This window comes from Bradyrhizobium sp. B117, from assembly GCF_038969555.1.
Taxonomy (GTDB): domain Bacteria; phylum Pseudomonadota; class Alphaproteobacteria; order Rhizobiales; family Xanthobacteraceae; genus Bradyrhizobium.
Genome location: NZ_CP152414.1, coordinates 1,449,593 through 1,468,667 on the forward strand (window position 1 = coordinate 1,449,593; position 19,075 = coordinate 1,468,667).

20 protein-coding genes are annotated in these 19,075 nt (G+C 65.3%); 9 read left to right on the plus strand and 11 right to left on the minus strand.

The features are described from left to right. Positions 1–4 precede the first annotated feature (4 nt). Together AAFG16_RS07030 and AAFG16_RS07035 are read right to left on the minus strand one after the other, a co-directional pair. Positions 5–1,243 carry a URC4/urg3 family protein gene (locus AAFG16_RS07030; protein WP_342738275.1) on the minus strand — a complete coding sequence of 413 codons (1,239 nt, stop codon included), beginning with the start codon at positions 1,241–1,243 and terminating at the stop codon, positions 5–7. Between the two features lie 7 nt (positions 1,244–1,250). Next, positions 1,251–2,507, minus strand: coding sequence for a GTP cyclohydrolase II (locus AAFG16_RS07035; protein ID WP_283084153.1), 1,257 nt, complete (start codon positions 2,505–2,507; stop codon positions 1,251–1,253). Between the two features lie 388 nt (positions 2,508–2,895). On the opposite strand from AAFG16_RS07035, the gene AAFG16_RS07040 reads away from it, so the two are divergent. After that, positions 2,896–4,023 (plus strand): threonine synthase, encoded by a 1,128-nt coding sequence (locus AAFG16_RS07040; RefSeq protein ID WP_342738276.1) that lies wholly within the window; start codon positions 2,896–2,898, stop codon positions 4,021–4,023. A gap of 179 nt (positions 4,024–4,202) precedes the next feature. On the opposite strand, the gene AAFG16_RS07045 is transcribed toward AAFG16_RS07040, so the two are convergent. Then, positions 4,203–5,018, minus strand: coding sequence for a DUF2927 domain-containing protein (locus tag AAFG16_RS07045; protein WP_283084155.1), 816 nt, complete (start codon positions 5,016–5,018; stop codon positions 4,203–4,205). 207 nt (positions 5,019–5,225) lie between these two features. Next, on the minus strand, positions 5,226–5,807 hold the full coding sequence (locus tag AAFG16_RS07050; RefSeq protein WP_283084156.1) for a L,D-transpeptidase: 582 nt from the start codon (positions 5,805–5,807) through the stop codon (positions 5,226–5,228). A 364-nt stretch (positions 5,808–6,171) separates the two neighbouring features. Between AAFG16_RS07050 and AAFG16_RS07055 the strand changes: the two genes are divergently transcribed. Continuing rightward, the gene (locus AAFG16_RS07055) at positions 6,172–7,719 is read left to right on the plus strand and encodes an acetolactate synthase large subunit (RefSeq protein WP_342738277.1); all 1,548 of its coding nucleotides are present in this window, start codon (positions 6,172–6,174) and stop codon (positions 7,717–7,719) included. A gap of 37 nt (positions 7,720–7,756) precedes the next feature. Further along, positions 7,757–8,275, plus strand: a complete 519-nt coding sequence (locus AAFG16_RS07060; RefSeq protein ID WP_283084158.1) for a hypothetical protein — start codon at positions 7,757–7,759, stop codon at positions 8,273–8,275. A gap of 17 nt (positions 8,276–8,292) precedes the next feature. On the opposite strand, the gene AAFG16_RS07065 is transcribed toward AAFG16_RS07060, so the two are convergent. After that, positions 8,293–9,870, minus strand: a complete 1,578-nt coding sequence (locus AAFG16_RS07065; RefSeq protein ID WP_342738278.1) for a winged helix-turn-helix domain-containing protein — start codon at positions 9,868–9,870, stop codon at positions 8,293–8,295. 148 nt (positions 9,871–10,018) lie between these two features. Here AAFG16_RS07065 and AAFG16_RS07070 point away from each other — a divergent pair, with 148 nt between their 5' ends. Then, the gene (locus tag AAFG16_RS07070; RefSeq protein ID WP_283084160.1) at positions 10,019–10,252 is read left to right on the plus strand and encodes a DUF1127 domain-containing protein; all 234 of its coding nucleotides are present in this window, start codon (positions 10,019–10,021) and stop codon (positions 10,250–10,252) included. A gap of 127 nt (positions 10,253–10,379) precedes the next feature. On the opposite strand, the gene AAFG16_RS07075 is transcribed toward AAFG16_RS07070, so the two are convergent. After that, positions 10,380–11,921: a heme peroxidase family protein gene (locus AAFG16_RS07075; protein ID WP_342738280.1), complete on the minus strand. Its 1,542-nt coding sequence runs from the start codon at positions 11,919–11,921 to the stop codon at positions 10,380–10,382. Between the two features lie 65 nt (positions 11,922–11,986). Between AAFG16_RS07075 and AAFG16_RS07080 the strand changes: the two genes are divergently transcribed. Continuing rightward, the gene (locus AAFG16_RS07080) at positions 11,987–12,211 is read left to right on the plus strand and encodes a hypothetical protein (RefSeq protein ID WP_342738282.1); all 225 of its coding nucleotides are present in this window, start codon (positions 11,987–11,989) and stop codon (positions 12,209–12,211) included. Positions 12,212–12,256: 45 nt separating this feature from the next. On the opposite strand, the gene AAFG16_RS07085 is transcribed toward AAFG16_RS07080, so the two are convergent. Then, complete coding sequence (locus AAFG16_RS07085; RefSeq protein ID WP_283084163.1) at positions 12,257–12,490, minus strand: DUF3551 domain-containing protein; 234 nt, start codon at positions 12,488–12,490, stop codon at positions 12,257–12,259. Positions 12,491–12,762: 272 nt separating this feature from the next. On the opposite strand from AAFG16_RS07085, the gene AAFG16_RS07090 reads away from it, so the two are divergent. The 3 genes from AAFG16_RS07090 (at position 12,763) to greA (ending at position 14,372) form a co-directional block, all read left to right on the plus strand. Next, positions 12,763–13,116, plus strand: coding sequence for a hypothetical protein (locus AAFG16_RS07090; protein ID WP_342738284.1), 354 nt, complete (start codon positions 12,763–12,765; stop codon positions 13,114–13,116). Between the two features lie 134 nt (positions 13,117–13,250). Then, positions 13,251–13,730 carry a hypothetical protein gene (locus AAFG16_RS07095; protein ID WP_342738286.1) on the plus strand — a complete coding sequence of 160 codons (480 nt, stop codon included), beginning with the start codon at positions 13,251–13,253 and terminating at the stop codon, positions 13,728–13,730. Between the two features lie 159 nt (positions 13,731–13,889). Beyond that, positions 13,890–14,372: a transcription elongation factor GreA gene (gene greA / locus AAFG16_RS07100; protein WP_342738288.1), complete on the plus strand. Its 483-nt coding sequence runs from the start codon at positions 13,890–13,892 to the stop codon at positions 14,370–14,372. Between the two features lie 325 nt (positions 14,373–14,697). Here greA and AAFG16_RS07105 read toward each other — a convergent pair whose 3' ends face one another. The 4 genes from AAFG16_RS07105 to AAFG16_RS07120 form a co-directional block, all read right to left on the minus strand. Next, positions 14,698–15,471 (minus strand): SDR family NAD(P)-dependent oxidoreductase, encoded by a 774-nt coding sequence (locus AAFG16_RS07105; RefSeq protein ID WP_342738290.1) that lies wholly within the window; start codon positions 15,469–15,471, stop codon positions 14,698–14,700. A 46-nt stretch (positions 15,472–15,517) separates the two neighbouring features. Continuing rightward, positions 15,518–15,916 carry a cupin domain-containing protein gene (locus AAFG16_RS07110; protein ID WP_283086824.1) on the minus strand — a complete coding sequence of 133 codons (399 nt, stop codon included), beginning with the start codon at positions 15,914–15,916 and terminating at the stop codon, positions 15,518–15,520. Between the two features lie 118 nt (positions 15,917–16,034). After that, positions 16,035–16,727: a carboxymuconolactone decarboxylase family protein gene (locus tag AAFG16_RS07115; protein ID WP_342738292.1), complete on the minus strand. Its 693-nt coding sequence runs from the start codon at positions 16,725–16,727 to the stop codon at positions 16,035–16,037. A gap of 89 nt (positions 16,728–16,816) precedes the next feature. Then, positions 16,817–18,022 carry an arabinose transporter gene (locus AAFG16_RS07120; protein ID WP_342738294.1) on the minus strand — a complete coding sequence of 402 codons (1,206 nt, stop codon included), beginning with the start codon at positions 18,020–18,022 and terminating at the stop codon, positions 16,817–16,819. A 100-nt stretch (positions 18,023–18,122) separates the two neighbouring features. Between AAFG16_RS07120 and AAFG16_RS07125 the strand changes: the two genes are divergently transcribed. Next, positions 18,123–19,022 carry a LysR family transcriptional regulator gene (locus AAFG16_RS07125; RefSeq protein WP_342738296.1) on the plus strand — a complete coding sequence of 300 codons (900 nt, stop codon included), beginning with the start codon at positions 18,123–18,125 and terminating at the stop codon, positions 19,020–19,022. Positions 19,023–19,075: the final 53 nt, after the last annotated feature.

Consider the following 19,075-nt stretch of genomic DNA (forward strand, 5'->3'; position numbering starts at 1 on the left):
GGGTTTAGAAAACCGTGCCGTCGCTGATCACCCTGAGCGGCGGCGAACCATCGGGGCGGCGCGCAAAGGCGATGGCGCGGCCCGCGGCCCAGCTGCCGCCTTCCAGGATGCTGGCGAGCGGCAGTGTCTCGGGCGTGCGGCCAAGTTTTGCGCGAACCAATTCGGCGAGACGGTCGAGCAACGCGACGGTCAGCGCGCGCCATTCGACGACGAGCAGGGAATCCACCTCATGCGCACGCTCGGCATCGGCAGCGTCGCGCAGGCGCAACACCTCGTGATCGACGAACAAGCCGCCATTGCGGTACTCGGCAAGCCCGGTGAGCCCATCGATGTCCGTGACCTCAAATCCAGCCCGCTGGAGTGGCTCGATCAGCGAGTAGCTCAGCCATTGCGACAGCTTGTGCAGCGGCACGAGGCCCGCGGTTGCGTCATCCGTCTTGAGCGCCGGATGGCGCCAGCAATCGCCGAGCGGGACACCCGCGAGCTCGAGCCGCGATGGCCAGATCGGCCCTAGCTGGTTCAGCACCGCGGACAGGATGGCGGGCGCGGGAATGGCCCCGTCCGTAGCCTGCGCAGCGATGTGGTCGAACAGGCCGCCCGGCCGCGGCGTGTCTTGCAGGCCGAAAATCTCCGCACGGTCCGCAACGAGTTCGCCCAGACGCCGCAGCAGATCGGTCCGTCCCTCGAGCCCAAGCAACGGATTGGCATCGTTCACCTGGAACGCGGATGTGAGCGCGGCGAGCGGCAGCTCTGCGAGCACGCCCGCATCGACCCTGAACGGCTCGCGGGTATCGCGCGAGAAGAGGCCGCTCGCGAACATATCGAGGCTGGCGATCGCAAGCCCCTCGGACCGGCCGATGCTTTCCCCCGTCACCGCGTCGCGATAGCGCCACGCGGCGCCCGCGCCGGCATCGAGCAGCACGCTGACGATGGCGAGATCGAACTCGGCGCGCGCCCGCGCTGCGCGATCCGGCCATGATGCAGCGTCGGCGAACCGCGCCCAGCGATCGACGCCGCCAAGCACAAAATGCCGCCAGCGCGCATGGAACGGAATGTCCAGCGTCGGATAGGCTTTTCGCGTGACTGCGAGCACGGCCTCAGCGACGCCGTCCATGCGGTCGAGATCGATCGTGAAGTGGCTCAAACCGCCGGCGAGGCCGGTCTCGAGCATCTGCCCAGCCCGTGCGCGCACCGCTGTCGCGGTGAGCAGCGAGCGTGCCTGTCGTTCCAAAGCGTCCGCCATCGCGCGATCAGTATTTTTCCAGCGAACGGCCGACCACGCCGTCCATATCCTTTTCCGGCGCGATGTCGGTCGAGTAATAGCCCGCGGCCTTCTTGGCGGCGATCTCGACATGGGCGTCGGCCGGGATCAGCTCGGGCGGGATCGGCACGCGCTCGACGATGTCGATGCCCTGCGAGGTCAGCGCGTCGTATTTCATGTCGCTCATCGACAGGAAGCGGTCGATGCGCTTCAGGCCCAGCCAGTGGATCGTATCCGGCATCAATTGCTGGAAGCGCGCGTCCTGGACGCCGGCGACGCATTCGGTGCGCTCGAAATAGGCTGCGGCCGCGTCGCCGTCCTCCTGGCGCTTGCGCGCATTGTAGACCAGGAATTTCGTGACCTCGCCGAGCGCGCGGCCTTCCTTGCGGTTGTAGACGACGAGCCCGAGCCCGCCCTCCTGCGCGCCGCGCGCCGATTCCTCGATGCCATGGATCAGATAGGGCCGGCAGGTGCAGATGTCGGAGCCGAACACGTCGGAGCCGTTGCACTCGTCATGCACGCGGCAGGTGATCTTGGTGCGATGGTCCGGCAGTTTTGTCACATCGCCGAACATGTAGACGGTGGTACCGCCGATCGGCGGCAAGAACACCTTCAGGTCCGGCCGGGTCACGAGCTCGGGGAACATGCCGGCGGTCTGCTCGAACAGCGTGCGCCGCAGCTCGGTCTCGTTGGTGCCGAACCGCGTCGCAAGGCCGGGCAGGTACCAGACCGGATCGATTGCGATCTTCACCACCGAGACGCTGCCATTGGCGTGCACGACCTCACCGTCGGCGCGCAGCCGCTTTGCGGCCAGCGCTTCGCGGATCTCCGGCAGATCGAGCCGCGCCCGCGTCACCGCGATGCTTGGGCGGATATCGACGCCCTCGGCGATGTCCTTGCCGAAATTCTCGGCGACGAGATGTCCCCACGGATCGAGTGCGACGATCTTTGCGGGATCGCGCCATTGCTCGAACGGGCCGATGGTCGCGGCCGGGAAGGTGTTGGTGAGATCGGGGCGCTTGATGGGATCGAGCGCGCCGGCGGAGACCGCGAGCGCGCGGTACATCGCGTAGGAGCCGCCGTGGCTGCCGATCACGTTGCGATCTCCGGCGCGCGACACCGTGCCGATGATCGGACCGCGGGCGCGCGCATCTGCGGCACCCCAGTGGATCGGGAAGGCAGCTTTCTTGCCCGGCTCCGGATGGGAGGTCAGGCGGATATGCTCGGTACGGTTCGCGCGGCTCATGTCCAGGCTCCCAAAAAGCCAACGGCCCGCCGCTTGGACGGGCCTGGCTCACCTGCATCGCCCATGCGGAGCACCGGCGACGCAAGCTCAATCCAACATATTGTAGCGGCGAGCCACGACAGACAAGTTAATCGTAGGTCGGGGCGGGCTACCTCCCATGAGATATGGCGCAGGGCTGCCGGGCGCCATGGTCCGGGCGGACCGCCGGGGCACATTTGCCCGCGCGGGAATTCTGTAAGATATTGAAATTACTATATTTATCTTGCTGGTGGGGAGCCGCGCCGAGCGCTTGCGTGCCATGCTCCGCGCGCGGTGCGGCCGCGACCGACTGGATAAGCCGCCCGCATTCGGACATATGGTCCGGACCGGCTCTGCCCCGGAGAATGCCATGTCCACCGCCAGCTATATCGACCCGCGCAACGGAAAGCTCTACCCGCTCGACCAGCCGCGCTGGTGCTCGGACGAGCGCACGCAGCTGCTGGTGACGCCGGGGGCTGGCATCTCGCGGGATGACATCGACAGCCGCACGCGATCGCTCTGGCGTTATCGCGCGGCGCTGCCGGTCGAGATCGCAATGCCAATTACGCTCGGCGAAGGCTGCACGCCGCTGGTTCAGCAGGGTTGGGGTGACCTGCGGCCCTTTTTCAAGCTCGAATGGTTCAACCCGACCGGCAGCTTCAAGGACCGCGGCTCCTCCGTGATGCTGTCTTTCCTGCGGCAGATCGGCGTCGACGCCATCCTGGAAGATTCCTCCGGCAATGGCGGCTCGTCGATGGCGGGGCTGGGTGCCGCCGGCGGCATGCGCGTGAAGATTCTGGCGCCGGCCTCGACGTCGCCGGCCAAGATCGCGCAGGTGCGCGCTTACGGAGCATTGGTGCAGCTCGTCGAGGGCCCGCGCGAGGAATCGGAGGCCGAGGCGATCCGCCAGTCGAGCCAGACCTTCTATGCCAGCCACAACTGGCAGCCGTTCTTCCTCGAAGGCACCAAATCGCTCGCCTATGAGATCTGGGAAGACCTCGGCTTCCGCGCGCCCGACAACATCATCGTCCCCGTCGGCGCTGGCAGCAGCTTGCTCGGCTGCGCCTTCGGCTTCCGTGAGCTCTTGAAGGCCGGACAGATTACAAAGCTGCCGCGCCTGTTCGCGGCACAGCCGCTCAATTGCTCGCCGATCGATGCGAGCTTCAAGGCCGGCGTCGATACGCCCGTCGCGCGCGAGGTGAACAAGACCATTGCGGAGGGAACCGCGATCAAGAATCCGCTGCGCCTGCGCGAGATCATCGCCGCCTTGCGCGAGAGCGGCGGCGGCACCATCGCGCTCGCCGAGGACGAGATCGTCGCCGCGCTGCGCCGCCTCGCGCGCCAAGGCCTGTTCGCCGAGCCGACCAGCGCCAGCGCAGCGGCTGCGCTGGACAAGCTCTCCACGACCGGGGCGATCAAGGGAAGTGAGACCACGGTCGCCGTCCTCACCGGCACGGGGCTGAAGGCCGCAACCACCGTCGCCGATCTCGTGCAGTAGGGCGAGGAGGCCGCACTTTCTTCCCTTCTCCCCTTGTGGGAGAAGGTGGCGCGAAGCGCCGGATGAGGGGTCTCTCTCCGCGTACTCAAGCTAGAACTGGACTCGCCGAGAGAGACCCCTCACCCGTCTCGCCGCTCCACGGCGAGCCACCCTCTCCCACAAGGGGAGAGGGTAAGAAATCACTCCTTCAGATCATTCACTTGCTTCACCCAGGCCCGGACATCCGCGAGCACTTGCGGCAGAACGGCCTTGACGTCCGGTACGGTCATGCCGGCCTTGATGCGGGGGTCGTAGAGCAGGTTGAGGATGTACTGGTCGTAGACGTCGAAATAGCCCATCGAGACGTTGTCGTTGAACATGGTCCAGGGCACGCTCGTGGTGTCGTTGATCGGCCCGAGCGATTGCAGCAGCTCCTCATAGGCGCAGTCGAGGAAGGTGAAGTCGCCGTTGTCGACGGTGAGGATGACGTCGGAATGCTCGATCTCGAAATCGTCGTTCTTGCGGAACCCGGACAGGCATTGCGGATCGAGCGAGGAGCGGATCTCGCGCGCCTTGTCCACGCCGTAGAAGGTCGCGATGGTGCGGAAGAGATCGCGGTCGCGCACGAGCTTGACCCGCACGTTCGCAGCTTCGCTGGTCCCGGTCATGGCGATGTCGAGATGCTGTACGCGCTTGCCGATGTCGGCCACGACCTTGGCGAGTTGCGCCTTGCGGTCGGCGCGGTCGCTCTCGGCGTAGACCCGCACCGGCCCGTCGAATTTGCGGATGCGGTCGACGCGGCCGGCGAGGTGATATTCGGCGCCGAACGCCGTCTTGAAAAAGCCTTCGACGATCTCGCCGTCGGTAAAACTCTTCTTCTCGCTGCGCTGGCGCGAGGCGATCGCGGGCAATTCGCCCGCGGCGGCGATGGTAGCGGTGTCAGGCACGGATGCGAGCGCTGCAAGCGCCAGCAGGGCGAGGCGGACGGCAGCCGAGGGCTGGTTGAATGCGCTCATCGTTGCGCGACGCTGCCGTATTCGCCTCGCGCGCACAAGCCCACAAATTCACGCGCCCGGCGGGTTCCCGGCGCTCAAGCACGATGCCTAGGGTGGGCAAAGGCGCAAAGCGCCGTGCCCACCAACTCAAAATGGTGGGTACACCAAAGGACCGCGCGTTGGCGCGATCCTTGGGCTTTGCCCACCCTACGGAAGTTCGCGCAGGACTTAATTGTTCAGCACGACCACGGGAGTGCCGACCGAGACGCGGCTGTAGAGGTCGGTGACGTCGTCGTTGGTCATGCGGAAGCAGCCCGAGGACACGGCCTGGCCGATCGTCTCCGGCTCGTTGGAGCCGTGGATGCGGTACAGCGTCGAGCCCAGATACATCGCGCGTGCGCCGAGCGGATTCTCGATGCCGCCCTTCATGTGGCGCGGCAGGTCGGGCCGGCGGGCCAGCATCTGCGAGGGCGGCGTCCAATCCGGCCATTCCTTCTTGGCGGTGATCCTGTGCACCCCGCCCCAGCGGAAGCCGTCGCGGCCGACGCCGATACCGTAGCGCAGCGCCTGGCCGTTCTGGAGCACCAGATAGAGCCGGCGCTCGGCCGTGTTCACCACGATCGTGCCGGGGGCATAGTTGCCGTTGTACATGACGGTGGTGCGGGGGATTGGGCTCGAGCCGCCGCGGAAGAAGAAGTTCGGTCCGCCGCCCATGATGTCGCGCGAGTCGAACCCTTCGGCGAATGCGCCGGGCACGGTGGCGGTCAGCAGTGCGATGGCGGCAATCGGCGCGGCGAAAAACCGGATCATTGGTACCCCCAAGCAAAAAATCTCTTCAACAAGGGCCAGAGGCCATATTCGCGGGCTTTTCGCAAGCCACGGCCCCGTGAGGAGGCCTTGCTTAACGAATGGCGTTAGCAAATCGGCAACCGCGACAGTTTGCCGGAAAGCATGAGAGCGTTTTCAAGCGAAGTGGATACCGGTTCGCATCAAGAAAACGCGTCAAAACAAGAATCTAATGCCCATTTCGATTCCATCGGAACGGGGCATTAGCCAAGCCCGCGAATTGCGGCGCGGGGCAGGGCCGCAATGGCCGCTCTTGCTTTGACGGCACGCGCGAACAATGATTGATCGCAGGGATCACTGGAAATCGCCGGTTGCGGGAGCAGACAGAATGAACGGTGCGGAAAGCCTGGTGCGGACGATGGTCAAGGGCGGGGTGGACGTCTGCTTCACCAACCCGGGCACCTCCGAGATGCATTTTGTCGCGGCGCTCGACCGCGTTCCCGGCATGCGCTGCGTGCTCGGCCTGTTCGAGGGCGTGGTGACGGGCGCCGCCGACGGCTATTTCCGCATGAAGGGCACCCCGGCCTCGACCCTGCTGCATCTCGGCCCCGGCCTCGCCAACGGCCTTGCCAATTTGCACAACGCCAAGAAGGCCAATTCCGGCATCGTCAACATCGTCGGCCAGCACGCGGTCTACCACATCGGCTACAACGCGCCGCTGACCTCGGACATCGAGGGCCTGGCCCGGCCGATGTCGTCCTGGGTCCGCACCTCCCCGGATTCCAAATCGGTCGCCGCCGACGGCGCCGCGGCCATTGCGGCCGCGAAAAGCGCGCCGCCGCAGATCGCGACCCTGATCCTGCCCGCCGACACCGCCTGGAACGAGGCCGACGGCATCGCCGAGGTACCGGCCGAGCAGCAGCGCGCGAGCTATTCGCCGCAGGCGGTCGAGCGGGCCGCCAAGATTTTGCACGGGGACGGCGAAGGTACGCTGTTGCTGATGACCGGCAGCGCGCTGAGCGAGCAGGGCCTGGCGCTGGCCGAACGCATCGCCGGCAAGACCGGCTGCACCGTGATGGGCCCGACCTTCCGCCCGAAGATGGCGCGTGGCCGCGGCCGCTTCTCGATCGACCGCATCCATTACGTGATCGAGAACGCGCTGCCGATGCTGGCGAAGTTCCGCCACATCGTGCTGGTCGAGTCCGACGATCCCGTGGCGTTCTTCGCCTATCCGAACAAGCCGAGCATGCTCAAGCCCCAGGGCTGCGAGGTGCATCGCATGACCTCCTGGGGCGAGAATTCGGTCGCAGCGCTCGAAGCGCTGGCCGGCGCCGTGAAGGCGAGCGCCAAGGACGTCAAGCCGCAGGCGTTGGCTGAACTGGTGAAGCCGACCGGCGCGTTGACCTTCGCCTCGATCGCGCAGGCGATCGCCTGCGCGATCCCCGAGAACGCGATCATGGTCGACGAATCGCTGACCACCGGCCGCGGCTTCTTCCCGCCGACGGCGGCGGCTGCGCCGCACGACTGGCTGCAGAACATGGGCGGCTCGATCGGCTTCTCGACGCCGCTGTCGATCGGGGCTGCGATCGCCTGCCCGGACCGCAAGGTCATCACCATGGTCGGCGACGGCAGCGCGATGTACACGATCCAGTCGCTGTGGACGCAGGCCCGCGAGAATCTGAACATCGTCACCATCGTGTTCGCCAACCGCATCTACCAGATCCTGCGCGGCGAGTTCGACAATGTCGGCGCCGGCGAGCCCGGCCAGCGCGCCAACGACATGCTCCGCCTCGACCGCCCGACGCTCGATTTCGTCGCGCTGGCCAAGGGCATGGGCGTGCCCGGCCGTGCCGTCACCAATGCCGACGAGCTCAACAAGGCGCTGGCCGAGGCGGTCGCCGAGCCCGGGCCGCGGCTGATCGAAGTCCAGATGTAGGGCGTACCAACCCAGAGCGCCGAGGCCCGGAGGCACGATGCAGACCGAGCTGAACAAGGTGATCGCGGCGCTCCGGGACTTCTACGCGCACGAAGCATTCTTGTTCGAGAAGGACATCGGCGAGCGTGCGATCACGCATCGCTTCGCCGTTTACCTGGAGCGACAGTTCTCGGGCTGGGCGGTCGACTGCAATTACGACCGGCTCGGCGAGCGCACGCTGCATCTGCCGCACGGCACCATCATCTCGACCGACGATCATCTCGGCAAGTCGATCTATCCCGACGTCGTGGTGCATCAGCGCGAGATCCCGAACAACCTGCTCACTGTGGAGATCCGCAAGGCGAGCAATCACACGCCGCTCGATCACGACCAGCACAAGCTGAAAGCGATGACCGATGCGCATGTCTGGTTCGCCTATTGGATCGGCGTGCTGCTGGTGCTGGACAAGTACGGGGTGACCACGTCGGAGGTCTATGCCGGCGGCATCGTCGAGCAGCCGCTGTCGCGCTGGTTCGCGACGCGCCTTGGCGAGAGCGGTCTCGGCGCTGCGCGTTAACGGCTGTGGAATCAATGTCAGCCCTCGGGTATGCCCGCCAACAGCATGCCATCGCGAATACGCCTGCTTCCGGCACGAAACGTTGGATCAGTGCTCAGTATGAGCCCTCGCGTGCGGCGCGTTGTGAAGGCGGGGTCGAGCGCAAGTCCCTCGCGGGCGGCAGCCTTTGCGTCGTCGATCAATCCCACCAGCGCCAAGGCCGCAGCAAGCTGGAGATGCACGATCGTATTGTTCCGGTTCGCTTCAAGACTCCGGCGCAACCAATCGATCGCCTCTTCATAGGCGCCCAGGATCAGCTTGGCGACACCGAGCCAGTGCATCCATCGATAGGTGAAACTGTCGCGGGGAGAAATCCGGAGCGCTTGCTGGATGTGAGCCTCGCTTTCGGCGCCTTGGCCAACAAAGACCTTTGCAAATCCGATCAGCGCATGGGCCGTGGCCATGTTGCGGTCAAGCGCCAGCGCCTGCTCGAACTCCACGATTGCCTGCGAGCCGCGTCCCGTGAACAGGTGCAAGACGCCAAATGCAAGACGTGCGCGGGCGTGGCGCGGGTTCATCGACAGGACCTTGGTCAGGTTAACGTCCGCCGCATTGAAATACGCGTCACGGTCGTTCACCATGAACGTGGTGGCGGTTGAAAGGTCGACGTGAGCTATGCCGACCAATGCTTCGACATTCTCTGGATCAAGCACCAGGGCCCGTTCAAAAAAGCCGCGAGCTTGTGCCAGGCGTTCGGGCGTTAGTCCTGTGTTCCACAAATGGCGGCCTTGGAAACACAAATCTATCGCATCGGGATGCGGCGCGCGCTCCGCGCGTCGCGCCTCGGCTTCGATCAGCTGAGCGTCCAGGGCATTGGCAAGTCTGGTAACGATTTCATCCTGCATTTCGAGCAGGTCGGTCATCGGCTTGTCGAAGCGATCGGTCCAAAGATGGGCGCGCGTTTCGGCATCGATCAGCTGGACGTTCACGCGGAGCCGATCGGCTCCGCGCTGAACCGAGCCCTGCAGGACGTACTTTACATTCAGCTCCCTGCCGAGCTGTCGCACGTCTATGGCCTTGCCGCGGAAAGTGAGCGCCGTGTTGCAGGCAATCACGAACGTGCCGTCGATCCTCGACAGATCGGCGGTCAAGCTTTCGGTGATGCCGGCGGCGAAATAATCCTGATCCGGCTCACCGCCGAGGCTGGCCAGAGGAAGCACAAGGATGGAAAGATGTGGCGGTGACGGCACCGGGGTCGAGTTGCCGTCATGCATGGCCGAGCCGGCAGGCTCAGCCATGGCGTTACCCACGCCCTGCACGGCGCCAACGAAGCGGAAACCTTTGCGCGGAAGCGTCTTGATGAGACGCTGCTGTTCTCCGTTGTCGCCGATGGCGCATCGTACGACATTCAAACGGGTCGTGAGCGCGGCATCGGATACCGCGCGTCCGTTCCAGATCGCGCTGATCAGCTCATCCTTGCTGACGACGCGTTCCCGGTGACGTATCAGGTACGCGAGCAGGTCAAATACTTGCGGCGCCACGGCCAACACATCCGGTCCGCGACAAAGCTCGCGCCGGTCGGTGTCCAATGCGTGGCCCTCGAAGAGATAGCGCAAGATCGCTCCCGTCTGGCATCAGGAATGTAGCATAGGGCGCAACGCAAAAAATAAGCCGCTGGTGAGGAAAATGTGAGCCCGGCGTCAAGCGCGCTCCGATCTGCCTTGGCAAGGTCGCCCGGTGGGTAGTCACCCCCCGGAGAGAGCGATGAGCACGATTTATGCTGCCGCGGGATCGGCGCAGACGTCCGTGTCGACGCGGCGAGCCCCAAATTTTCTCAAGAGGTATTTTGACGCTTATTGTGCTTGGCGTATCCGCCAGACCTTGCGCGCGACGTTGGACGGCCTGAGCGACCTGGAGCTCAGGGACATCGGGGTCGCGAGAGGCGAGATCGACTATCTCGTTCGAGCTGATCCGTCGATCGACCCACGCGGCTTCTAAACCGGAATGAGCTCTGGCTGCATCGACGCGGCCCTGGGGCGCGCGGTTCACCTATCCCCCTTGGGACGCGAGTAGACGACAAGGCCGCCCGCATGACGCGAGCGGCCTTTCATCGTTCGTCGCAAGCTCAGTGCAGCGGATCGCCCTGGCCGAGCGCGTAGGCGACGAGGTCCTTCAGTGCGAAGCCGGAGCCGGTTACCGGGGCCCATTGCGGGTCGAGCGACAGTACGGAGGAGCTGTCGCCGAACATCAAGCCGAGGAAGACCTCGGCGACGATGCGGCCGCCGACGGGGCCGAGCTGCGGCGTGTTGACGGCGCCGGGGCCGCCGGTGACGGGAATCGTGACGGCGGTCTGGAATTGCCGCGCCTCGGCCAGGATATAGGTCCAGAGCGGGCAATTGCCGGCAAACACACCGTTCGCGATGGTCGCGATCTTGGTTTGCGGGTCGCCCGCCTCGGGGTGGTCGACGGCCTTGCCGATGATGATCTGATCGTCCGTCAGCGGTGTCAGGTTCATCGCCCTGGCGACGGCTTGGCCGGAGGGCAGGCCGAGCCGCCAGCCGCGTTCGAGATTGCGCAGCGCCAGCGAGGCCGGATTGGAGGCGACTTCCGGTGGCAGCTTGCGCAGCGGATCGACCAGCGAGGTGTCGATGCGATAGGCGAACTGAAGCCGCCGCTTGTTGTCGGGATTGCTCTCGTCGTTCTCGTCGCCAAAGGGGCGCGTGTCGATGTCGATGAAGCGGCCCCAGTCGATGGCGCGTCCCGGGCCCATGGCGCGGAAGCCGGTCAGCGCGTTCTTGTCGGGATTGTTGGGATCGGGGAAGATCTGAAGCAGCATGTTGTCCGCGTCGTTGAGCCGGTAGCCCGGGCGGATCATGGAATGCCCGAGCCGGTAGGCGGCGACGGAGAACTCGACCGGCATGAACGGGTAATTGTGCCAGTGATAGTGGGCGAGCTTGCTGCGGTCGTAGCTGCCCGCGGTCTTCAGCGCGTTCAATACGTCGGCGTGGACGATGCGCGGCAGGAAGTCGTTCAGCACGACATATTGATAGTGGAAGCGGACGCGCTGCTGCACCTCCTCGAACGACAGGCTGTCGTTGTCGTCGACCATGCGGTTGTGAAAGCGCAGCATCAAGCCCTGGAACTGCGAGACGATGCTGTTCTCGTCGTTGCGGGGATCGCCGATCAGCGCGCGGCCCTTGAAGCGCGGCAGGTCGTTGGCGTCGGGGACGCCCGCGCCGGTCAGCTTCTCGCCGAGCAGGAACTTGATGCCGTCATACATGTAGGGCTGATCGTTCGGGCCGCGGCCGTAGAGATTGTCCAGATCGAACGACGGCGTGCGGAAATCGACCAGCCCGTCGGGATCCTGCTGCTTGGTCAGCGAGCTGACCGGATCAAAGGTGATGTCGTGATCGACGAACTGGCCGAAATAGGTGTAGAGCGCGGGAATGCCGCTCTCTTCCGCGTCCGGCGGGTTTTTCGGCGCATCGAAGCTGCCGATCATCTTGTCGGCGAGCGCCGACAGGTTGGCGATATTGTCGGCGTCGGTGGGTCCGAACTTGGCCGGGTTGAGGCTGAGCTTGCGGAACATGCGGCCGAAGCGGCCTTGCGAAAGCGGGGATCGGATCGTGTTCAATCCGCGCGGAATAATTGCGTGGCGGCTGCTCATTTCAAATTCCTCCCTGAAAAGTCACATGGAAAATCGACTAAAGTTAAAGTTGTTCGAAGCAGAATATGCATGTGACGCTAGATCAGGTGATTGGGCGCCACAAGCCGCTGCTTCACACAATGCGCGATGTCGATGTCGTTCCGGGGAGGGCGCTACGCGCAAGCTGCGGTCGTGCTTTGCAAATTTTTCCCGGAGCGATGACGGATAACATTCTTGTCATCGACGGGCGTGAGCGGTTTTGCGCGCGTGAGTTCGCCGGAGTGTCGGCGAAGCAGAAAGTCTTCACGTGAAAATTGTGGCGGCGCGCGCCTCGCGCGCACGCCGCCACAACGTCGTCAGTAATAGCGCTGCTGCGAGAACGCGTAGCGCGGATTGATGCCGCAATAGGCCGACGTGCCGGATGCACTGGCCTGGCACTGCTGATAGCTCGCGAATTGGCAGTTGCCGGGATAGCCCCAGCTGCGGCCTTGCAGGCAATACCGGTCGTTTGCGGCGTGAGCCTGGGCCGCCGGGAAGGTCGCGGCGATCAGGGCTGCAAACGATGCGAGGGTGAGGATAGTGCGACGCATTTCAAACTCCTTCGAGAGCGAGTGAATGAGGAACCGCAAGCTCCACCTGCGTGTTCCGGGACTTGGCCGACACTTTGTCGTGCCCGTCTTGGTCTGCGCAGTGGGCACTGCGTTCGACATGGGTCTATGATGCGGCGCGAGCCGCGATCAGCAATGTGATCTCGGCCACAGTTGGCGGCAGGCGTCGCGCCTATCGTGCGCGGACTTGCACGCGCCGATCCCGGGACGCGGCCGCTTCGTCTCGTTCGGGTCAGGTCATTTTGGAGGCTTTGATGCAAAGGTCATATTTGCTGGCTGCGACAGCAGCGCTGGCGCTTCTTGCGCAAACATCGCTCGCGCTGGCGCAGAACGCGCCGGCCGCCGGCGGAACCGCAGCGCCCGCGACCACCGCTGCGCCGGCGGCGACGACAGCGCCGGCGACGGCAACGACAACGCCGGGCACAACCACCGACAGCTCCAGCCAGCCATCCGACTCCAAGAAGAGCGCGTCGAAGAAGCCCGCGAAGAAGAAGATGACGCGGCAGCAGGAGATCGATCATTCGATCGACAGCGGCACGGTTCCGGCGCGCTATCGCAGCTCGGTGCCCAAGCAGTACCAGCAATATATTCCGTTCGATAAGCAGTGACGCATTGCACGGCGGTGCGGCGCGACTCGGCGTCGCGCCGCACCACTGGTCCCGCCGGCCGGAATCGGGCGATACATCCCTTGTGGCGGCCTGCCCGAGCGGTGCTAGAGTAGGCCGAAGCCCCGGGGGGAGTAATGAGCGACGACGTGAAGGATGCTGGCCTTGTGGCCATGATCAGCAGCATCCTGGGGGGTAACAAGCGCGCGGACAGCGTCGTCGCGCCGCCGCTCGCGGAGGTTCCGCCAACCGCGCCGTCGAACGGATTTGATGCGGCTGCCGCCATCGTCCCCGAAGCGAACCTGGTCAAGCGCGCGGACGCGGCTGCACCGATCGCGCCAGAGCCGGCCGCGCCGCCCCCGAAAATCACGAGGACTGTGGACGGCAAGCAATTGCTGCCCGCGGAAGCGATCGCCGAGCTCGTGCTCGGCGAGCTGCGCAAGCTGGAAGATTTTCCGGCGACCGGTGCCTCGGTCACGGTCTATGGGTACCGTCACTGGAACGCCATGATCACCTTCGCGCCGTTCTCGACCAGCTTCCAGAACGCCACGCGGTTCCGCCAGGCCATGCCGGATCTCGTCTTCAAGCTCCGTCGTTTCGTCCAACTTGAGATATAAAGCGTTTTCAAGCGGAAGTGGATTCCGGTTCGCGTGAACAAAACGCGTCGAACCAAGAAGCGAGAGACGCGTTCCATCGGAACGGGACTCTCGTCAGGCAAATCGCCCGCGGCGCCCGCGCGCCGCAATCAGCCAGACAAGTTCGACAGGATCTTCGAATTGAGCGTCGCCTTTACCAAGGAAGAAAGCGCCGAGACCGCGTCCGAGACGCTGCTCCCGGATCGCCCGATCTCGCCGCATCCCAACCTCGTGACGGAAGCCGGCTTGCGGGCCCTGCAGTCGGAGCTCCAGGAGGCGCGCGCGGCCTATGAGGCGGCGCAAGCCATCGACGACGTCAACGAGAAGCGCCGGCAGTCCGCGGTGCCGTTGCGCGACGTGCGCTATCTCACCGAACGGCTGCGCACGGCGCAGCTTGTTGCGAAGCCCGAGTCAACTGATACGGTCGCCTTCGGCAGCACGGTGACCTTCAGCCGCACTGACGGCCGGGTGCAGACCTATCGCATCGTCGGCGAGGACGAAGCCGATCCCAAGGCCGGATCGATCTCGTTCGTCGCGCCGGTCGCGAGATCGCTGATGGGCAAGGCGGTCGGCGACGTCGTGGGCTCGGGCGCGCAGGAGATCGAGATCCTGTCGATCGCGTAGCGAGTGGCGCGCCCTCTCCATTCCGTCCCCTCTTGTGGGCAGGGCAATCGCATATGAGTTGCACGATGCGGCGGCATCGGCACTGGGCTCCCTCTCCCGCTTGCGGGAGAGGGTTGGGGAGAGGGTGCCTCCGCAACGGGATAATCCCCAAGAGGAAAGAGCCCTCACCCGCCGCGCTCTGCGAGCGCGTCGGCCTCTCCCGCAAGCGGGAGAGGCGGAGCAAGCCCGCAGACAATCCTCGTGAAATTCACATGCGATTGCCCTACCTTGCGGGGGAGGGAACGCACCTCGGTCGAGGCTTGCAGATCTCACCTTATGAGACCTCTCAGACCTGCGGCAGCGCAACCCCGGTCAGCCTGCCCAATTTCTCGATGAGCTCGTCCTGAAACTCCGGATCGGTCGCTTCCCTCGCCGGCGGCTGCTGCTCGAGATGATGCCAGTAGCGCCCGCTGACCTGAGCCGCGGCATCCCCGCTCACCGCCAGCCAGGCCTGGGTCCGTTGTCCGGTGTCGAGATCGACCGGCGCGCCCGCGCCACCCATCTTGGTGCGCACCCATCCGGGATCGACGGCGTTGCTCAGCACCTTGGGCCAGCGTCTTGCTTGCGCGAAGGCCAGCGCGACCACGTGCAGCTTGCTCTCGGCATAGGCCTTGGCCGAATCCCACGCCCGCTTCGTCCAGTCGAGGTCATCAAGCGAGCCCTCGCCGCCCCGGTGCAGTCCGCTGCTGAGATACACCAATCGGCCGGGCCGCTCGATCAGCGCGGTCAGCATGTACGGTGCAAGCGTGTTGATGGCCAAGGTTTCGGCATGGCCCTCCGGCGTCGCGCCGCGGCCCGGCCGCGTGTAGACGCCGGCATTGTGGATGACCGCATCCATGCGCCCGATCGCGTTGACCTGATCGGCGATGCTCCTCACATCTGCACCTCGCGCGAGATCGCCGACCACCATCCCGGCGGAGCGCGATGCGAGCTCGCCGATCGCGCTGGTGCGGCCCGCCGATCGCGCGTGCAGCACCACGCGGTGCCCCTGATCGGCGAGCGATTGCGCCGCCGCCCGGCCGAGGCCGTCGGTGCTGCCGGTGATGAAGATGGTCGCCATGCGCTGCTCCTCGAAAGCGTTTCCGCACGCACTCTACAACGCGCGCTCATGGCTTCCGATACTGTTCGTCGCTCACTTTCTCCAGCCAGTCCACGTTCTTGCCGCCGGAGGATTCCTGGATGGCGATATGGGTCATCGCCGTCGTCGGCGACGCGCCGTGCCAGTGCTTCAGTCCCGGCGGAAACCACACGACGTCGCCGGGCCGGATCTCCTCGATGGCTCCGCCCTCGCGCTGCACCCACCCCAGTCCCGCGGTGACGACGAGCGTCTGCCCGAGCGGATGTGTGTGCCAGGCAGTGCGGGCCCCCGGCTCGAAAGTGACCTGGCCCGCGCCTACCCGGGCGGGATCAGGAGCCTGGAACAGCGGATCGATCCGCACCGTTCCGGTGAACCAGTCCTGTGGGCCCTTTTGTGACGGGCGCGATCCGTTGCGCTTGATGTCGATGTCCATATGAGCCTCCTCTTGTGCCTCCGACGCGCGCGCCCGCGTCCGGCGGATTCCGATCACAATGGCGCTGCCGCCAATGAGCACGTCCCTGCGCCTGATCACGTCATGTCTCCGCTCATCGCGGCCGCTTTTCGAGGACGTCCTTGACGACCGGCGCCGCAGAGAACGCGTTGGGCCATCCGGCGTAGAAGGCGAGATGGCCGAGCACCTCGCCGGCTTCCTCCCGGGTCAACCCGTTATCCATCGCGCGGTTCAGATGGTAGGTGATCTGCGCGACCTGACCGGTCGCGATGAGCGCGCTCACGGTGACGAGGCTGCGGTCGCGTGGCGCCAGAGCCGGCCTCAGCCAGAGATCGCGGAACAGTGCGTCGGTCGTGTACTGCACGAGGCTCGGCGTGATCTGCCCGAACTGCTCGCCGACGCGTGTCGCCCGCTGTTTCTCCGCGGCTTCGTCGAGCGGCAGGTGTGGCTCCGAAGCCGGCGGAAGCTGATCGGCTCCGATGTTGCGGCCCTTGAAGACCTCGCGTGCCGCCGGGATCGCGTCCATCGCATTGGCCCAGCCGGTGTAGAACGCGAGGTGCGTGATGATCTCCGATATCTCCGACGGCTTCACGCCGTTGTCGAGCGCAAGTGCCAGATAGTGCGGCAGCTCGACCATCTGGTCGCGCGCGATCAACGCCGCGACCGTGACGATGCTGCGGTCTCGCGGCGAAAGGCCTGGTCGCTTCCAGAGATCGCCGATGACGAATTTTTGCGCGTAGCCTTCGAGGGCAGGCGCAACGGCGCGGATGTCTTCCGATGTCGACATGGGATTTGCTCCTTTGATGGCTGTTTGGTCCGCGGCGGCCGGGCCTCCGGCGAACAGCCAGACCGACAACAAGGTGGTTGCGAGCGTTCTCATTGTTGATGTCCTTCGACGGTGAACGGGTGAGCGAGCAGCCACCAGGCGACCAGTGCGGCGCAGAGCACGGTGAGGGCGCTCGCGAGAAACAGGAGGTTCAGCCGCGCGCCGCTCGCGATCAATCCGAGCGCGGGGCTGGCGATGCCCTGGGCGAGGTCGAGAAAGGCGGTGTAGGCGCCCATGGCGAGGCCGCGATTCTGCGCCGGCACGCGGCGCACCGCCTCGACGCCGAAACCGGGATAGATCAGCGAGAAGCCAAATCCGGTCAGTGCGGCGCCGGCCAGCGCCATCTCGGGTCGGCTCGCCAGCCAGATCAGGGCCTGCCCGGCAGCTTCGATCGAGGCACAGAGCAGCGCAACCCTGGCGCCGCCGATCGCATCGGCCAGATGACTGAAGAAGACGCGCGCCAGTATGAAGGCAACCGCATAGGCCGTATAGGCAAGCCATCCATCGGCCCATCCGCGGCTGGCAAACAGCAAGGCGACGAACGTCGTCACCGCGCCGAAGCCGACGCTGCCGAGGGCCGATCCGAAGCCCGGCACCCATACGGCGCCGAGCACCTTGGCGAACGACAAGCGCGCCTGCTGCACCGGCGCGACCGTTGGAAGCTGCGCAACGAACAGCAGCGCCAGCAGCGGCGCCGCTAACGTGGCGAACGCGATCGCCGCGAAGCCATAGGCGGCGTAGAGCGCGGCGCCTGCGGGCGCACCGATGGCGAAGGCCGCGAACATCGCGGAGCCGACCCAGGCGATGACCTTGCCGGTGTTGCCGCTGTCGACGAGTGCCAGCCCCCAGCTGACTGCGGCCGTGATGATGAAACTTTCGGCGCCGCCAAGCAGGCCGCGGCCCAGCAGCAGAATGGTCACCGAGGCCAGCGGCGCCTCGGTGAAGCCGAGCGAGAGCAGGTACAACAGCCCGGATGCCGCGGCCGCTACGAGGCCGGCGATGACGCCGCGCTTCGCCCCGCGTCGGTCCGAGAAGTGACCGGCCCACGGCCGCGAGACCAGGGATGCCGCGAACTGGCTGCCAGCGACGAGGCCGACCACGAACGTGCCGAACCCCAATCCGTCGTGGACGTGGAGCGGAAGCACGGGCATCGCCACGCCGATGACGAGGAAGGCGAGGAAGACCACCGCCATGATCGGCAGCAACGTCGCGGTGACGCGAAGCGATGCGGCGGGCTGCATGGTCGTGACCGGCATGCTGGTTTCGGAGCTCCTGGTGGCTGCTCCGAACCTAGGGCCTTCGCTGATCCCCGATTAGATGATAGATTTCGAATGCGGTTATTAGGACTGCTAATCAATGCACCGGGACGACGCGAGCGACCTTCTTGCCTTCCTCGCCGTGGCGCGGGAGCGCAACTTCACGCGCGCCGCCGCAAAGCTCGGCATGACGCAGTCCGCGCTGAGCCAGATCATCCGCAATCTGGAAAAGCGGCTGGGTGTCCGGCTGCTCAATCGAACGACGCGAAGCGTCACGCCGACCCAGGCCGGCGAGCGGCTGTTCCAGAGCATCGGCCCCAAGTTCACCGAGATGGACAACGATCTTGCTGCACTCAGCGAGTTTCGCGAGAAGCCTGCCGGGACTGTCCGGCTGACGGCGACGGAATATGCCGCCGGCGAGATCCTGCTGCCGGCGCTGGGAAAGCTTCTGCCGAAATACCCCGACATCCATGTCGAGATCATCATTGATTACGGCCTCACCAACATCGTGGCGCAGCAGGTCGATGCCGGCATCCGTCCCGGCGAGCTCGTCGCCAAGGACATGATCGCGCTGCGCGTCAGCCCCGATCTCCGGATGGCGGTGGTCGGATCGCCCGCCTACTTCGCCGAGCGCAAGCGGCCGAAAACGCCGCAGGATCTGACCCACCACAATTGCCTCAATCTGCGCCTGCCGACGCATGGCGGCAGTCTCTATGCCTGGGAGTTCGAAAAGAACGGGCGGGAGCTCAACGTGCGGGTCGAGGGCCAGCTGGTGTTCAACAGCGCAGGGCTTTTGTTGGAGGGAGCGCTGAAGGGATTGGGCCTCGCCTATCTCACCGAGGGACACGTGCAGCCCTATTTGTCACAGGGCCGTCTTGTCCGCGTGCTCTCGGATTGGTGTCCGCCGTTCTCGGGATACCATCTCTACTATGCCAGCCGACGTCAGCCGTCTCCGGCTTTCTCGCTGCTGGTGGAGGCGCTGCGATACCGCGGCAAGTAGAATTGGGCGGCTGTCTTGCGCATTGCGTGGCAAAGAGCGCCCTCGACAGGAGC

Coding starts and splice junctions, on each gene's coding strand:
- AAFG16_RS07030 (WP_342738275.1), bottom strand. CDS start 1,243: ATGGCGGACGCTTTGGAACGACAGGCACGCTCGCTGCTCACCGCGACA.
- AAFG16_RS07035 (WP_283084153.1), bottom strand. CDS start 2,507: ATGAGCCGCGCGAACCGTACCGAGCATATCCGCCTGACCTCCCATCCG.
- AAFG16_RS07040 (WP_342738276.1), top strand. CDS start 2,896: ATGTCCACCGCCAGCTATATCGACCCGCGCAACGGAAAGCTCTACCCG.
- AAFG16_RS07045 (WP_283084155.1), bottom strand. CDS start 5,018: ATGAGCGCATTCAACCAGCCCTCGGCTGCCGTCCGCCTCGCCCTGCTG.
- AAFG16_RS07050 (WP_283084156.1), bottom strand. CDS start 5,807: ATGATCCGGTTTTTCGCCGCGCCGATTGCCGCCATCGCACTGCTGACC.
- AAFG16_RS07055 (WP_342738277.1), top strand. CDS start 6,172: ATGAACGGTGCGGAAAGCCTGGTGCGGACGATGGTCAAGGGCGGGGTG.
- AAFG16_RS07060 (WP_283084158.1), top strand. CDS start 7,757: ATGCAGACCGAGCTGAACAAGGTGATCGCGGCGCTCCGGGACTTCTAC.
- AAFG16_RS07070 (WP_283084160.1), top strand. CDS start 10,019: ATGAGCACGATTTATGCTGCCGCGGGATCGGCGCAGACGTCCGTGTCG.
- AAFG16_RS07075 (WP_342738280.1), bottom strand. CDS start 11,921: ATGAGCAGCCGCCACGCAATTATTCCGCGCGGATTGAACACGATCCGA.
- AAFG16_RS07080 (WP_342738282.1), top strand. CDS start 11,987: ATGCATGTGACGCTAGATCAGGTGATTGGGCGCCACAAGCCGCTGCTT.
- AAFG16_RS07085 (WP_283084163.1), bottom strand. CDS start 12,490: ATGCGTCGCACTATCCTCACCCTCGCATCGTTTGCAGCCCTGATCGCC.
- AAFG16_RS07090 (WP_342738284.1), top strand. CDS start 12,763: ATGCAAAGGTCATATTTGCTGGCTGCGACAGCAGCGCTGGCGCTTCTT.
- AAFG16_RS07095 (WP_342738286.1), top strand. CDS start 13,251: ATGAGCGACGACGTGAAGGATGCTGGCCTTGTGGCCATGATCAGCAGC.
- AAFG16_RS07105 (WP_342738290.1), bottom strand. CDS start 15,471: ATGGCGACCATCTTCATCACCGGCAGCACCGACGGCCTCGGCCGGGCG.
- AAFG16_RS07115 (WP_342738292.1), bottom strand. CDS start 16,727: ATGTCGACATCGGAAGACATCCGCGCCGTTGCGCCTGCCCTCGAAGGC.
- AAFG16_RS07120 (WP_342738294.1), bottom strand. CDS start 18,022: ATGCCGGTCACGACCATGCAGCCCGCCGCATCGCTTCGCGTCACCGCG.
- AAFG16_RS07125 (WP_342738296.1), top strand. CDS start 18,123: ATGCACCGGGACGACGCGAGCGACCTTCTTGCCTTCCTCGCCGTGGCG.